This is a genomic window from Leucobacter sp. UCD-THU (assembly GCF_000349545.1).
Lineage (GTDB): Bacteria > Actinomycetota > Actinomycetes > Actinomycetales > Microbacteriaceae > Leucobacter > Leucobacter muris.
On the sequence record NZ_KB714603.1, the window covers coordinates 160,660 to 176,267 of the forward strand.

Sequence of the window (15,608 nt, forward strand, 5' to 3'; positions counted from 1 at the left end):
GGTGCCCGGTCGCGTTCCGGGCGAGCAGCGCGTCTTCAGCCTGGTGCTCGCCCTGGTCGTGAGCCCCGAGGGGCTCACGAAGCAGGAGTTGCTGTCGACCGTGCACGGCTACGCCGGTCGCGCGCGATCCGCGTCGGAGCGCGCGGCCCTCGACCGGCAGTTCGAGCGCGACAAGGAGCAGCTGCGCGAGCTCGGCATCCAGATCGACACGCTCGACTCGCCGCTGCAACCGGGCAACAACCAGCTCACCCGCTACCGCATCTCGAAGGAGCAGCTCGAGTTCCCGAGCGAGCTCCGCTTCGACGAGCGCGAGCTCATGCTGCTGCGCCTCGCGGCGCTCGCCTGGAGCGAGGGGAGCCTGAGCGCCGAGTCGCGGCGGGCCACGATGAAGCTCGAGGCCCTCGGGGCTGGGCTCGACGTGCAGCACCTCGGCGTCGCCCCGAGCCTCGGCACGGCCGAGCCGGCCGCGGCCCCGCTGCAGCGCGCCATCGACGAGGGTCGGATCGCGCGTTTCGACTACACGCTGCCTGGGCGCGCCGCCCCGCTCGAGCGCCGCGTGGCGCCGCTGCGGCTGCACCGGGTCGACGGGCGCTGGCACCTCATCTCGTGGGATCTCGACCGCGAGGCGGATCGGGTGTTCCTGCTCTCCCGCATCTCCGGCGAGGTGCGCGTCGCGGCTGAGCGCTTCGATCCCGCTCTGCGGGAGCGCGGCGAGCCCGCGATCGCCGCGCTGCTCGCCCTGCGCGAGCAGCGCCGAGCCGAGGTGCTGGTGCGCTGCGGCAGCGTCGCGGAAGCGCGGCTCGCGCCGCGCGCCGCGGCCTCGACGAGCACGACGGGGGCGACGAGCACGCAGGCGAGCGCCGAGGACGCGCCGCCGCGCGAACCCGGCTCCGGTGACGGAGCGGTGCGCGGGGGTCGGGCCGCCGAGGCGTGCGGCGGCCGCTCCGAGGACCGTGTGCGTCTCACCATCGGCGTGCTCGACCCGCATCTCTTCGCCGAGGAGATCATCGGTTACGGGGCGGACGCCGTGGTGACGTCTCCCGAGAGCCTTCGGGGTCTCGTCGCCGACGGCCTGCGCCGCATCGCGGCGGCCCACGGCGCGCCGCCGATCGGCGCCGCTCCCGCGAGCCCGAGCGCCTCCGCGGTTCCGGTCGCGGCCGACGACGAGGGAGGCCCCGATGCGTAAGCGCGTGCTCGCACCCGACCGGGTGCTGCTGCTGCTCTCGCTGATCCCATACCTGCGCGAGCACGGCCCGACCCCCGTCCCGCAGCTGGCGGCGGCCTTCGACGTCGCACCCGAACTGCTGCGCGCGCTCGTGCGCTTCCTCGGCACGGCGGGCGTACCGGGGGAGACGCTGAGCTACCAGCACGAGGATCTCTTCGACATCGACTGGGACGCCCTCGAGCGCGACGACGTCGTGAGCCTCACCCACACGGTCGCGGTCGACGACGCGCCCAGGTTCGCCCCGTCGGAGACCGCCGCCATCATCGCCGGGCTGCAGGCGCTCACCCCCATGCTGGGGGAGGCCGACGCCCGGCTCGCGCAGCGGACCGCCGCGAGGCTCGGCGCCGCGCTCGGCGCCGGCGCCCCCGCGCTGTCGGTCACCGCCGATCCGCAGGACCCGCGGATCCCGCTCATCGTCTCGGCGATCGAGGCCCGCCGAGCGCTGGCGTTCGAGTACCGCGACGCGGCGGGGCGCACGAGCTCGCGCACCGCCGACCCCATCGCGCTGACGCAGCACGCCGGATCCTGGTACCTGCGCGCTCACTGCCGCGACCGTCGCGCCGAGCGCAGCTTCCGCGTCGAGCAGATGAGCGAGGCGCGCGTGCTGCAGCTGCCGGCCGAGCGGCACGAGGCCTCGGGCGAGGAGGCGCGCACGGCGTTCGACCTCGTGGCGACCCTGCCCGCGCATCTGCTGCCGAGGATCCGGGGCTTCGACCCCGAGGTGATCGAGGAGGACGCGGAGGGCCGCGTGCGCGTGCGCGTCGAGGCCTGGCACGAGGGGGCCGCGATCCGGCTCGTTCAGGCCGCTCCGGGCGACGTCGTCATCGAGTCGCCGCGGCACGCCCGCGAGGCGGTGCGGGCGTGGGCGGAGCGCGCGCTCGGCGCCGCCGGCGCCGCCACCCCTCCAGGCGCGCTGGGATAAACTGAGCGAATGGCAGATCAGGCGCGCAAGAAGCGCAATCCCGAGGGGCGGATGAGCCTCGGGGACCACCTCGTCGAACTGCGCAAGCGCCTGATGATCTCGGTGATCGCGATCGTGCTCGGCCTGGTCGTCGGCTTCCTGCTCTCCGACTTCGTCTGGGACGTGCTGCGCCAGCCGGTCTACGACATCGCCGAGGAGCAGGGTCGCACCGCGCAGATCAACTACGACGACATCACTGGCGCGTTCGACACGCGCGTGCAGATCGCCCTGTTCATCGCGGTGATCGTCTCGTGCCCGATCTGGCTCTACCAGATCTGGGCCTTCCTCGCCCCCGGCCTGACCAAGCGCGAGAAGCTCTACGGGGTGGGATTCCTCTTCACCGCGGTGCCGCTGTTCCTGCTCGGCGCCTATGCCGGGTGGCTCGTGATCCCGAACATCGTGCGCCTGCTCACGAGCTTCGCGCCGCCCGAGGACGCCGCCTTCATGAGCGCGCGCAAGTACCTCGACTTCTCCACGAAGCTGCTGCTCGCGATCGGGATCGGCTTCGTGATGCCGGCCCTGCTCGTCATGCTCAACTTCCTGGGGGTGATCCGCGGCAAGACCATTCTCAAGAGCTGGCGCGTCGCGATCCTCATCATCATCCTCTTCGCCGGCATCGCGACCCCGGCGGTCGACCTCATGAGCATGTTCATGCTCGCGATACCGCTCGTCGTGCTCTACTTCGCGGCCGCGGGCGTCGCGCTGCTGCACGACAGGCGGGTCGACAAGAAGCGCGCGGCCGAGCTCGCCGAGTACGGCATCGACGGCACCGACATCGGCGACGACGCGGGCGAGACGCCCAGACGGGCGGGGAAGCAGCAGTGAACGACCAGTTCGACGCCGCCGAGCGGGTCGGGTCGGCGCAGACCGCGCTCGACGCCTTCTCCGCGCGCATCGGCTACCCGCTCGACGCGTTCCAGCGCACGGCGTGCGAGCGCCTCGAAGAGGGGCGCAGCGTGCTCGTGGCCGCGCCCACCGGCTCGGGCAAGACCACCGTCGCCGAGTTCGCGGTGTACCTGGCCCGTCGTGAGCGCGACGCCAGGATCTTCTACACCGCCCCCATCAAGGCTCTCTCCAACCAGAAGTTCCACGAGCTCTGCGAGGAGTACGGCGAAGACGAGGTCGGCCTGCTGACCGGCGACGTGAACCTGCGCGGCGACGCCCCGATCGTGGTGATGACCACCGAGGTGCTGCGCAACATGATCTACGCGGGCTCCGACGCGCTCGACGACCTGGCCTTCGTGGTGCTCGACGAGGTGCATTACCTCGGCGACCGGTGGCGCGGCGCGGTCTGGGAGGAGATCATCCTGCACCTGCCGCCCCAGGTGCGGCTCGTGTCGCTCTCGGCGACCGTCTCGAACGCCGAGGAGTTCGGCGACTGGATGCACGCCGTGCGCGGCGACACCGACGTGATCCTCTCGGAGCACCGCCCGGTGCCGCTCTACCAGCACGTGCTCACCCCGAAGGCCCTCCTGCCGCTCTTCGTCGGTCGCGACGGCGAGACCGCCGCGACGGGCGGGGGAGGGCGCCTCAACCCCGAGGTGCGCATGCTCGAGGGCGGGCGGCGCGGCGGCGACGACGGCCGCGACGGCGAGCGAGGCGGAGGATACGGCCGCGGCGATCGGGGCCGCGGCGTGCGCGGGGATCGCGGCGGGCGCAGCCACGGCTACGCCGACCGCGGTCGCACGCGGGGGCGCCCGCCCGTGCGCCGTGCGCGGCGCGTCTCCCGCGCCGACATCGCGCGGGCGCTCGACGAGACGCGCCTGCTGCCGGCGATCGTGTTCGTGTTCAGCCGCAACGGCTGCGACCAGGCGGTGCGGCAGTGCCTCTTCGAGGGCATCGCCCTCACCTCGCGCGAGGAGCGCGAGGAGATCCGGCGCCTCGCCCTCGACGCCACCCGGGGCATGACCGATGAGGAGCGCCGGGTGCTCGGCGTGCGCGAGTGGATCGCGGGCCTCGAGCGCGGCGTCGCCGCCCACCACGCGGGCCTGCTGCCCGCGTTCAAAACGGTGGTGGAGCACCTGTTCCAGCGCCGTCTCGTGAAGATCGTGTTCGCGACTGAGACGCTCGCCCTCGGCATCAACATGCCGGCCCGGGCGGTGGTCATCGAGCGCCTCGACAAGTTCAACGGCGAGCAGCGCGTGCCGCTCACCTCCGGCGAGTACACCCAGCTCACGGGCCGAGCCGGGCGGCGGGGCATCGACACCGAGGGCCACGCGGTGGTGGTCTGGAACGACGGGGTCGACCTCGAGGCGCTCGCCCACCTCGCGGGGGCGCGGTCGTTCCCGGTGCGCTCGAGCTTCCGGCCGACGCCGAACATGGCCGTCAACCTGCTGCAGCGCATGGACATGGAGCACGTGCGCGAGACGCTCGAGCTGTCGTTCGCGCAGTTCCAGGCGGATCGCGCGGTCGTCGACCAGGCCCGCGAGCTGCGGGCCGAGCAGGAGTCGCTCGCCGGGTACGACGCCGCCGCGGCGCGGTCCCAGGGCGCGGACCGCAAGCGGTGGGAGGATCGCGCGCGCAAGCTGCGGCGCCGCCTCGAGCGCGGGCGCCGCCAGATCGCGTCGCGCACGGGCACGATCGCCCGCGTCTTCGACCGAGTGGTCGAGCTGCTGTTCGACCTCGACTACCTGAACGGGCCGTCGAACGAGCCCGAGGTCGCCCCGTGGGGCGAATTGCTGCGCCGCATCTACGGCGAGCGCGACCTGCTGGTGGCCGAGTGCCTGCGCCGAGACGCGCTGCGCGGACTCGACGCGGCCGGTCTCGCGGCGATGTGCTGCGTGCTGAGCTACGAACCGCGGCGCGACGACGAGGGTGAGCCGAGCCTGCCGGGCGGGCGCCTCTTCGCGGCCGCGCACGACCGGGTACTCGACCTGTGGGTCGAGCTCGACGACCTGGCCGAGCGACACCGGCTGCCGCGCAGCGAGATGCCGCACGCCGGCCTCGCCGCCGCGATGCACGCCTGGGCTGCGGGCACCCCCATCGAGCTCGTGCTCGAGCGCTCCGGCATCGGCGCCGGCGACTTCGTGCGCTGGGCGAAGCAGACGATCGACCTGCTCGACCAGATCGCCCAGGCGTGCGAGACGGCCGTGCTGAGCGGTCTCGATGAGGATCGCCTCGGCGAGCTGGCCCGGCTCGCTCGCGAGGCGAAGCGCGGCGTGCGCCGCGGCATCGTCGAGGCATCGAGCACCTCATGACCCCGACGCTCATCGCGCGTCTGCCGTGGTGGGTGTCGCTGATCGCGGCGGCCGCCGGCGGGTACCTGCTCGACGTGGCGAGCCCGGCGCTCGCCTGGTGGCCGGCAGCGATCGCGGGGGCCGCTCTCGTCTTCGCCTCGGTCTGGCAGCAGCCCTGGCAGATCGGGCTGCAGGCGGGTCTCGTCGCTGGTGCGGCGTTCTGGGCGCCCCACATCTCGTGGCTCACGCTCTACCTCGGGCCGGTGCCGTGGCTCGGCCTCTGCGCGGTGATGGTGCTCTGGTTCGCGCTGTTCGGCATCGCGGCCGCGGCGGCGACGCGTGGCATCGCGCGCCTGCCCTGGTTCTCGGAGCGCGTCGGAGCACTCGTGGTCGCGCAGTCGCTCGCGGCCGCCGGGCTGTGGGTGCTGCGCGAGCAGGTGCAGGGGTCGTGGCCGTACGGCGGCTTCGCGTGGGGGCGCCTCGCGCACACGCAGGCCGACGGGCCGCTCGCGCAGGCGGTGTCGTGGGTCGGCTTCGCGGGCCTCTCGGGGCTGCTCGCGCTCGCCTGCGCGCTGCCGGTCGCCGCGCTCCTCTCGCGCCGCTCGGCGGCGGTCGGCGCCTCAGGGATCGGGGTTTCCGGGATCGGCGCCTCCGGGATCGGCGGTGCCCGGCTCCGTGGTCCCGTGCTGCCGGCCGCCGCCGCCGCGCTGGTGCTCCTGCTCGTGATGGCACTCGTGCCGGCGCCGCCGTTGCCGCAGACGGGCGCCCTTCGCGTCGCCGCGGTGCAGGGCGATTCGAAGTCGGGCATCTTCGACGACCGCGAGTCGGGCGACGTGCTCCGTGATCACGTGGCCGCGACCGAGGAACTGCTCGACCGCCTCGAAGCCGATGACGAGACCGTCGACGTGATCGTCTGGCCGGAGAACAGCGCCGAGTTCGCGCTGCCCGACAACCCGCTCGCGGCGCAGCGGGTGGCACGCCTCGCGAAACGGGCCGGAGCGCCGATCGTGGTCGGCACGATCCTCGCGAACCCCGACGGCAGTTACACCAACAGCTCGCTGATCTGGGGGCCGGAGGGTGCCGAGCCCGGGCGATACGACAAGCGGTATCCGGTGCCGTTCGCGGAGTACATGCCCAACCGGGAGTTCTTCCGCGCCCTCGCGCCCGACCTCGTCGATCTCGTGCAGCTCGAGTACACGGCGGGTGTGCTGCCGGCCGTCTTCGAGGTGCCCTCGGCCGCAGGGCCCGTGCGGGCGGGGCTCGCGATCTGCTTCGACATCATCTTCGATGCGCAGGCGGTCGCAATGGTGGGCGACGGCGCCGAGGTGATCTTCGCGCAGACGAACAACGCCGACTTCGGGCGCACCGATGAGAGCGCTCAGCAGCTCGCGATCGCGCGGCTGCGCGCCGTCGAGACCGGCCGCGCGCTCGTCAACATCTCCACGGTGGGCACGAGCGCGGTGGTCGCGCCCGACGGCCGGGATCTCGCGACGCTGACGCCCTTCACCGCCGACGCGATGGTCGCAGAGGTGCCCCTGGTGGAGGGGAAGACCCCGGCCTTGATCGCCGGATCCGCGATCGCCGCCCTCTGGATGGCGATGGGCGCGCTCGGATACGCGGTGGCCGCGGCCGCTACTTGGCGCCGCGGCGTGCGCGCAGCAGCTGCAGACGCTCCTCGAGCAGTTCCTCGAGCTCCTCGCGGGTCCGGCGCTCGATGAGCATGTCCCACGGGGTGCGCTGCGAGGACTCCTTCTCCTCGAACTCGGCGCGCGCCGCACGCCCGGCCTCGTCGTCGAGGAACCCGATCTCGCCGCTCTTCTGATCCACCCACTCGGCCGGGGGCTCGGCGTCGGCGTCGAAGAGCACGCTGAAGCGCACCCCGCGATCGGTCAGGTACTCGACGGTGCGTCTGGGCGAGAGCTCGACGCCCTCTTCACCCTGCAGACTCGTCGAGCCGATACGCGTTCCTCGGAGCGTTCGATCAGCCATGCTGGACCTCCTCGCCGGTGATGTGCGGGTGGGAGCGCCCACGGACCCGCGGGCGCCCCTGCCGTTCATTGCAGCGTACTCGTTCGCGACGGGTTCGCGATACCCCTGTACATGGGCTGCTCAGGATGCAAGGTCCACTACTCTGGGAGGCACGTATTTCGAAACGACGAGGAGCACTTGTGACTCAGATTCTTGAACCGGGCACTCTCGCCGGTCGCCGCGCGCTCGTGACGGGATCCTCCCGCGGGATCGGCGCCGACACCGTCCGGTACTTCGCCGAGGCGGGCGCCGACGTGGTCGTCAACTTCCGCAACAAGGCTCCGCGCGCCGAGAAGCTCGCCGCGCAGCTGCGCGAGCTGGGCGTGCGCGCGCTCGTGCAGGGCGCCGACCTCACCGATCCCGAGTCGGTCCGGGCGATGATGGAGGTCGTGCGCGAGGAGTTCGGCGGCCTCGACATCCTCGTGCTCAACGCCTCTGGCGGCATGGAGAGCGGCATGGAAGAGGACTACGCGCTGAAGCTCAACCGAGACGCGCAGCTGTCGGTGCTCGACGCCGCGCTGCCGCTCCTCGGCGAGGGCTCGCGCGTGGTGTTCGTCACGAGCCACCAGGCCCACTTCATCCGCACCACGCCCACGATGCCCGAGTACGAGGGCGTGGCGCTCTCGAAGCGAGCCGGAGAGGACGCGCTGCGCGAGCGCATCCCGCAGCTCGAGGAGCGCGGGATCGGCTTCACCGTGGTCTCGGGCGACATGATCGAGGGCACCGTCACGGCGACTCTGCTGAACCGCCTCAACCCGGGCGCGATCGAGCAGCGCCGCGAGCAGGCCGGCAAGCTCTACAACGTCTCGGAGTTCGCGGCCGAGGTGGCGCGCGCCGCGGTCGATCCGGTGCCCGCCGACCATACGCGACTGGTGGGCGACACGAGCAGCTTCGACGGCGACGCCTGACCGGATCCGCGGTCGCGCTCTGGTGCGACCGCGGTCGCTCCGTGCTCCTCGGGAATGCCGGAGCACGAGCGGCTCGGCGCCGATCCAGCCGGTGTGCGATAGTCGAACGCTCCGATGAGCGGGGCGGCGACTATCGCACACCGGCTTTTTCGCGCCCGGTTTCGGAAGGGCGACGGCAGTGTTTCGGTTGTGTTTCGTGAAACGCGACCGTTCGGAGATTGTCAAGATGTTCCGCAGAATATTTCGAGGAGGTGTATCTGTTCGTGAATGCTGTGCATAAAGTGCGTTAGTCGATTCGTTTCGCCGAAGAAACGACTGGTAAACTGGCCCCTCCACGGCCACCATGGCGCGCTGCGACGGCGCTGTCGCAGATGATTCCCCATCGGTGGCTCCGCCCGGGCCGCCGACGTCCCGCCGAGAGAGAGGACGTCGATGAGCGACCGAGCAGCGACCCCCACCGCCAGCCCCGCCGGCTTCCCCGAGCGCGTCGGGCTCTACGACCCCGCCGATGAGCGCGACGCCTGCGGCCTCGCGTCGGTCGTGTCGCTCACGGGCGAGCCGAGCCACGAGATCGTCTCCCTCGCGCTCGAGGCGCTCGAGCACCTCGAGCATCGCGGCGCGGTCGGCTCCGACGCGGGAACGGGCGACGGCGCGGGCATCCTGAGCGATCTGCCCGACCGCTTCATCCGAGAGGCCCTCGCCGAGCACGACGCCCGTCTGCGCCTGCCTGCGGCCGGCGGCTACGCTGCGGGGCTCGCGTTCCTGCCCCAGGCGTCGACCGAACGCAAGGCGGTGCGGTATCGCATCGGCGCCATCGCGGCCGAGGAAGGCCTCTCGGTGCTCGCCTGGAGACCCGTCGCCGTGCGCCCCGAAGTGCTCGGCGAGAGCGCCCGCGCCGTCAGCCCGGTCATCGAGCAGCTCGTGCTCGTGCCCGCGAGCGGCGAGGCGGTCGACACGGATCAGCTCGAACGGCGCGCGTTCCGCACCCGCAAGCGCATCCAGCACGAGACGGGCTGCTACCTGCCGTCGCTCGGCGCCCGCACGATCGTCTACAAGGGAATGGTCACCACGCTGCAGCTGCCCGGCTTCTACCCCGAGCTGTCCGACGAGCGTTTCGAGAGCCGCTTCGCCATCGTGCACTCGCGGTACTCGACCAACACCTTCCCCTCCTGGCATCTCGCCCAACCGCTGCGCCTCGTCGCCCACAACGGCGAGATCAACACCGTGCGCGGCAATCGCAACTGGATGCGGGCCCGCGAGGCGCAGCTCGAGAGCCCGCTGCTCGGCGACGTGCGGCAGCTCTCCCCGATCTGCTCGGAGGGCGGCAGCGACTCGGCCAGCTTCGACGAGGTGCTCGAGCTGCTGGTGCGAGCGGGTCGCTCGCTGCCGCACGCACTCGCCATGATGGTGCCCGAGGCCTGGGAATCCGAGACCGGCCTGCACCCCGACCTCGTCAGCTTCCTCGAGTACCACTCGCTCGTGATGGAGCCGTGGGACGGGCCCGCCGCGATGATCGCCACCGACGGCACCGAGCTGGTCGCAACCCTCGACCGCAACGGCCTGCGCCCCGGCCGCTTCCTCGTGACGAGCGACGGCGTCATGGTGATCGCCAGCGAGACCGGTGTGCTCGACATCGCCCCCGCCCGGGTGATCCGACGCGGGCGCCTGCAGCCCGGCCGCATGCTCGCGGTCGATCTCGCGAGCGGCACCATCCGCGAGGACGAGGCCGTGAAGCGGGAGCTCGCGAACCTCGCCCCCTGGGGCGAGTGGCTCGAGGAGGGGCGGATCCGGCTCTCCGAACAGCCCGAGCGCGAGCACCTCGTGCACCCCCCGGCCTCGATCAGCCGGCGCCAGCGCACCTTCGGCTACACCGAGGAGGAGCTGCGGCTGCTGCTCACTCCCATGGCTCGCGACGGCATCGAGCCGATCGCGGCGATGGGCACCGATACGCCGATCGCGGCGCTCTCGGAGCGACCGCGCCACATCTACGACTACTTCGTGCAGCAGTTCGCGCAGGTCACCAACCCGCCGCTCGACGCGCTGCGGGAAGAGCTGGTCACGAGCCTCGTCACGAGCATCGGGCCGCAGCAGAACCTGCTCACGCAGTCGGTCGACCATGCCCGTCAGGTGATCCTCGACTTCCCGGTCATCGACAACGACGCACTCGCGCGCATCCAGCACTTCGGCGACGACCCCGAGCGCGAGCGCGCGGTCACGATCCGCGGTCTGTACCCCGTCGACTACGACGCGAAGGGCCTCGCCGACCGGCTCGAGGCGATGTGCTGGGAGGCGAGCGCCGCGATCGAGGCGGGGGCCGAGTTCATCATCCTGTCCGATCGCGACTCCAACAAGGACCTCGCCCCCGTGCCGTCGCTGCTCGCCGTCTCGGCGGTGCACCACCACCTCATCCGCGAGGGGCAGCGCATGAGCGTCGCGCTCATCGCCGAGGCGGGCGACGTGCGCGAGGTGCACCACGTCGCGGCCCTCATCGGCTACGGCGCCGCCGCCGTCAACCCCTACCTCGCCATGGAGACCGTCGGGCTGCTCGTGCGCGACGGGTCGATCGCGGGCGTCACCGAGGAGCAGGCGATCGCGAAGCTCATCAAGTCGCTCGGCAAGGGCATGCTCAAGGTGATGAGCAAGATGGGCATCTCGACCGTCGCCTCGTACTGCGGCGCGCAGACCTTCGAGGCGATCGGCCTCTCGCAGCAGCTCGTCGACCGCTACTTCACCGGTACCGCCTCGCGGCTCGGCGGCGTCGGCCTCGACGTGATCGCCGCCGAGGTCGCCGCCCGCCACCGCGCGGCCTACCCCGACGACCCCGCCCCGCTCGCGCACAAGAAGCTCGAGACCGGCGGCGAGTACCGGTGGCGGCGCGGCGAGGAGCCCCATCTCTTCGACCCCGAGACCATCTACAAGCTGCAGCACGCCACCCGCACGGGCCGCCGCGAGATCTTCGCCGAGTACACCCGCCGCGTCAACGACCAGCAGCGGCGGCTCATGACCCTGCGCGGCCTCTTCAGGCTCTCGCCCCAGCGGCCGCCCGTGCCGCTCGGCGACGTCGAGCCGGTGAGCGAGATCGTCAAGCGCTTCGCGACCGGCGCCATGAGCTACGGGTCGATCTCGCCCGAGGCGCACCAGACCCTCGCGATCGCCATGAACATGCTCGGCGGCAGATCGAACACGGGCGAGGGCGGAGAGGCCGAGGATCGGCTGCTCGATCCCGAGCGGCGCAGTGCGATCAAGCAGGTCGCATCGGGCCGCTTCGGCGTCACCTCGATGTACCTGACGCACGCCGACGAGATCCAGATCAAGCTCGCCCAGGGGGCGAAGCCTGGCGAGGGCGGTCAGCTGCCGCCGCAGAAGATGTACCCGTGGATCGCCCGCACCCGCCACGCCACCCCGGGCGTCGGGCTCATCTCGCCGCCCCCGCACCACGACATCTACTCGATCGAAGACCTCAAGCAGCTCATCTTCGACCTCAAACGGGCCAACCCCGCCGCGCGCATCTCGACCAAGCTCGTCGCCCAGAGCGGCATCGGCCCGGTCGCCGCGGGCGTCGCGAAAGCCCTCTCCGACGTGATCCTCGTCTCCGGCCATGACGGAGGCACGGGCGCGAGCCCCATGAACTCGCTCAAGCACGCCGGCTCCCCGTGGGAGCTGGGCCTCGCCGAGGCCCAGCAGACCCTCATGCTCAACGGCCTGCGCGAACGCGTCGTGCTGCAGGCCGACGGCCAGCTGAAGACCGGCCGCGACGTGGTCGTCGCCGCCCTGCTCGGCGCCGAGGAGTTCGGCTTCGCGACCGCCCCCCTCGTCGTCTCGGGCTGCATCATGATGCGCGTCTGCCACCTCGACACCTGCCCGGTGGGCGTCGCCACGCAGAACCCCGAGCTGCGCGAGCGCTTCACCGGCCGCGCCGAGCACGTGGTCAACTTCTTCCGCTTCATCGCCGAGGAGGTGCGCGAGCTGCTCGCCTCCCTCGGCTACCGCACCCTCGGCGAAGCCGTCGGCGACAGCTCGGCGCTCGACGTCGACGACGCGATCCGGCACTGGAAGGCCGAGGGGCTCGACCTCACGCCGATCCTGCGCGGCCCGTCGTTCCCCGAGAGCGAGCCCCGGCGGCACGGCCGCGAGCAGGATCACGAGCTCGACGAGCACTTCGACCGGGGCCTCATCGAGATGGCGGCCGACGCGCTCGACCGCCGCGAGCCGGTGGTGATCGACCTGCCGATCCGCAACATCGACCGCGCCGTCGGCACGATGCTCGGCCACGAGGTCACGAAGCGACACGGCGCCGCGGGCCTTGCCCCCGAGACCGTCGACGTCACCCTCACCGGCTCGGCCGGGCAGTCGCTCGGCGCCTTCATCCCGGCCGGCATCACGCTGCGCCTCATCGGAGACGCCAACGACTACGTCGGCAAAGGGCTCTCGGGCGGCGAGATCGCGATCCGCCCGCACCCCGATGCCGGGCACGCGGCGTCGGGCAACGTGATCGCGGGCAACACCATCGGGTACGGCGCGACGAGCGGCAGCCTGTGGATCGCGGGCACGGTGGGTGAGCGCTTCCTCGTGCGCGGATCCGGCGCCACCGCGGTCGTCGAGGGCACGGGCGACCACGCCCTCGAGTACTTCACGGGCGGCTTCGCCCTGATCCTCGGCCCCACCGGGCGTAACATCGGCGCCGGCATGTCGGGCGGCGAGGCGGCGATCCTCGATCTCGACCCCGCGAACGTGAACTCGGCCGAGCTCGGATCGGGGGCGCTCACCCTCACCCCGCTCGACGATGCACTGCGCGAGCGAATCGCAGCGCTGCTGAAGCGGCACGTCGAGCAGACCGGTTCCGAGCTCGGCACCGCGCTGCTCGACGAGATCGACAGCGACCCCGAGCGCGTCTTCTCGCGCTTCACCCGACTGATCCCGCGCGGCTACTCGCGCGTGCTCGAGATCCGCGAGCGCGCCAACGAACAGGGCATCGACCCCGACGGAGAGCGGGTCTGGTCCGAGATCCTGGAGGCGACCCATGGCTGATCCCCGCGGATTCCTGAAGGTGCGCGAGCGCGAACTCGCCCCCAAGCGACCCGTCGCGCTGCGACTGAAAGACTGGCGCGAGGTCGTCGACCCCGCCGACCCCACCGTCGTCGCGCGGCAGGCGTCGCGCTGCATGGACTGCGGCGTCGCCTTCTGCCACCAGGGCTGCCCGCTCGGCAACCTCATCCCCGAGTGGAACGACCTCGTCACCCGCGACCGCTGGCAGGACGCCATCGAGCGGCTGCACGAGACGAACAACTTCCCCGAGTTCACCGGCCGCGCCTGCCCGGCCCCCTGCGAGTCGGCGTGCGTGCTCGGCATCAACCAGCCGGCCGTCACGATCAAGCAGACCGAGAACGGCATCATCGACCAGGCCTTCGCGAACGGCTGGGTGACCCCGCAGCCGCCCGCGCGCCTCACCGGCAAGACCGTCGCCGTCGTCGGATCCGGGCCCGCGGGCCTCGCCGCCGCGCAGCAGCTCACGCGCGCCGGCCACACCGTCGCCGTGTACGAGCGCGACGAGCAGCCCGGCGGCCTGCTGCGATTCGGCATCCCCGAGTTCAAACTCGAGAAACAGCTCGTGACCCGCCGCGTGGAACAGCTCAAGGCCGAGGGCACGCGCTTCCGCTGCGGCATCGAGATCGGCCGCGACATGTCGTGGAGCGAGCTGCGCCGTCGCTTCGACGCGGTGGTCATCGCGACGGGCGCCACCGTGCCGCGCGAACTGCCGCTGCCCGGACGCGAGTTCGCGGGCGTGCACTACGCGATGGACTACCTCACCGCGCAGAACCGCGCGCTCGCGGAAGCGGGGGAGCCGCGGGGCGACGCGCCCGCCGCAGGCTTGCCCGCCGAGTTCGATGCCGCGGGCAAGCACGTGATCGTCATCGGAGGTGGCGACACCGGCGCCGACTGCGTCGGCACCGCCCACCGCCAGGGCGCGAGATCGGTCACCAACCTCGCCATCGGCCGCAAGCCCTCGCCGACGCGCACCGACACCCAGCCCTGGCCCGTGCACCCGACGCTGTTCGAGGTGTCGAGCTCGCACGAGGAAGGCGGGGAGCGCCGCTACCTCGCCTCGACCGTGGAGTTCGTGGGCGACGCCGAGGGCCGGGTGCGCGCCCTGCGCGTCGCCGAGACGGGCTTCACCGACCGCGGCCGCGAGCCGATCCCGGGCACCGAGCGGCTCATCGACGCCGACCTCGTGCTCATCGCGATGGGCTTCACCGGCCCCGAGGCGATCGAGGATCAGGGTCTGCGGCTGGGCCGCGGATCGCGCGGCGCGTTCGAGCGCGCCGACGACTACGCGACCGACGTGCCCGGCGTCTTCGTGGCGGGCGACGCGGGCCGGGGCCAGTCGCTCATCGTGTGGGCGATCGCCGAGGGGCGGGCCGCCGCGGCCTCGGTCGACGCGTACCTCACGGGCGAGACGGTGCTGCCGAGCCCGGTCCGGGCCTTCGACCGCGCGTTCGCCTGAGCGGTGCGGCGGGCGCCGCAGCGCTTCGCCGACGGGATCGCGCGGCGTCGGGCGGAATAGCGGCGGGTCGCGGTCGGTTGCACCGAGGGGTCCGTCGTGTCGGCGGGCCGGGACTTCGAGGAGGCAGAGATGACCAAGGTGACGGTAATCGGCGGCAGCGGCTACGCGGGATCGCACATCGTCGAGGCTGCGGAGGTGCGCGGGCTCGAGGCGACGAGCGTGAGCCGCGGCGAGAGCGCGCAGCAGATCGCGGGAGCGCGGTACGTGCGGGGTTCCATCACCGAGGCGGCCGACCGCGCCCGGGCGCTCGACGGGGCCGACGTCGTGGTCGTCGCGGTCTCGCCGCGCGGCGACATGGCAGGCCGCGTCCGCCCGGCGATCGCGGAGCTCGCGGCAGAGGCGGCAGCCGCGGGGGTGCGTCTCGGCGTGATCGGCGGCGCCGGCTCCCTGCTGCAGAGCGAGGGCGGAGACCTCGTCATGAACGGCCCCGACTTCGCCGACGAGGTGAAGCCCGAAGCCGCCGAGATGGGCGGCGTGCTCGACGACCTGCGCTCCGCGCCCGAGGAGCTCGACTGGTTCCTCGTGAGCCCGGCCGCCACCTTCGGAGCGTGGGCGGCGGGGGAGTACCGCGGCGAGTACCGAACGGGCGGAGACGTGCTGCTCACCGACGCCGAGGGCCGCTCCGAGATCTCGGGCGCCGACTTCGGCGTCGCGGTGGTCGACGAGATCGAGAATCCGAAGCACCGCCGCGCCCGCTTCACCGTCGCCTACTAGGGGCGCACCGCCGGGGCGTACGCGCCCGCGCGAC

The 15,608-nt window shown here is 72.3% G+C and carries 10 protein-coding genes; 9 read left to right on the top strand and 1 reads right to left on the bottom strand.

Going from position 1 to position 15,608, the window contains the following annotated elements; all coding sequences use genetic code 11:
* The first annotated feature begins 1 nt into the window (after position 1).
* From H490_RS27030 to lnt, 5 genes are read left to right on the top strand one after another with little or no spacing between them, the layout of a single operon-like run.
* Positions 2-1,186 carry a helix-turn-helix transcriptional regulator gene (locus tag H490_RS27030; RefSeq protein ID WP_017884627.1) on the top strand — a complete coding sequence of 395 codons (1,185 nt, stop codon included), beginning with the start codon at positions 2-4 and terminating at the stop codon, positions 1,184-1,186.
* The gene (locus H490_RS27035; RefSeq protein ID WP_017884628.1) at positions 1,179-2,147 is read left to right on the top strand and encodes a helix-turn-helix transcriptional regulator; all 969 of its coding nucleotides are present in this window, start codon (positions 1,179-1,181) and stop codon (positions 2,145-2,147) included. Before H490_RS27030 ends, H490_RS27035 begins: the two co-directional genes overlap by 8 nt.
* Before the next feature lie 9 nt (positions 2,148-2,156).
* Complete coding sequence (tatC, locus tag H490_RS27040) at positions 2,157-3,011, top strand: twin-arginine translocase subunit TatC (protein WP_017884629.1); 855 nt, start codon at positions 2,157-2,159, stop codon at positions 3,009-3,011.
* A complete protein-coding gene (locus tag H490_RS27045; protein WP_017884630.1) occupies positions 3,008-5,383 on the top strand; it encodes a DEAD/DEAH box helicase in 2,376 nt (791 codons plus the stop codon). Before tatC ends, H490_RS27045 begins: the two co-directional genes overlap by 4 nt.
* A complete protein-coding gene (gene lnt / locus H490_RS27050; RefSeq protein WP_017884631.1) occupies positions 5,380-7,080 on the top strand; it encodes an apolipoprotein N-acyltransferase in 1,701 nt (566 codons plus the stop codon). Before H490_RS27045 ends, lnt begins: the two co-directional genes overlap by 4 nt.
* Here lnt and H490_RS27055 read toward each other — a convergent pair.
* Positions 6,995-7,351: an RNA polymerase-binding protein RbpA gene (locus tag H490_RS27055; protein WP_017884632.1), complete on the bottom strand. Its 357-nt coding sequence runs from the start codon at positions 7,349-7,351 to the stop codon at positions 6,995-6,997. The genes lnt and H490_RS27055 overlap by 86 nt on opposite strands.
* A 179-nt stretch (positions 7,352-7,530) precedes the next feature.
* On the opposite strand from H490_RS27055, the gene H490_RS27060 reads away from it, so the two are divergent.
* The 4 genes from H490_RS27060 to H490_RS27075 all read left to right on the top strand — a co-directional run bounded on the left by H490_RS27060 (position 7,531) and on the right by H490_RS27075 (position 15,574).
* Positions 7,531-8,298, top strand: coding sequence for an SDR family oxidoreductase (locus H490_RS27060; protein WP_017884633.1), 768 nt, complete (start codon positions 7,531-7,533; stop codon positions 8,296-8,298).
* A gap of 432 nt (positions 8,299-8,730) precedes the next feature.
* Positions 8,731-13,326: a glutamate synthase large subunit gene (gene gltB, locus H490_RS27065; RefSeq protein ID WP_017884634.1), complete on the top strand. Its 4,596-nt coding sequence runs from the start codon at positions 8,731-8,733 to the stop codon at positions 13,324-13,326.
* On the top strand, positions 13,319-14,800 hold the full coding sequence (locus H490_RS27070; RefSeq protein WP_017884635.1) for a glutamate synthase subunit beta: 1,482 nt from the start codon (positions 13,319-13,321) through the stop codon (positions 14,798-14,800). The genes gltB and H490_RS27070 overlap by 8 nt, the downstream gene beginning before the upstream one ends.
* 129 nt (positions 14,801-14,929) lie before the next feature.
* Positions 14,930-15,574, top strand: a complete 645-nt coding sequence (locus tag H490_RS27075) for an NAD(P)-dependent oxidoreductase (RefSeq protein ID WP_031290152.1) — start codon at positions 14,930-14,932, stop codon at positions 15,572-15,574.
* The last annotated feature ends 34 nt before the right edge of the window (positions 15,575-15,608 follow it).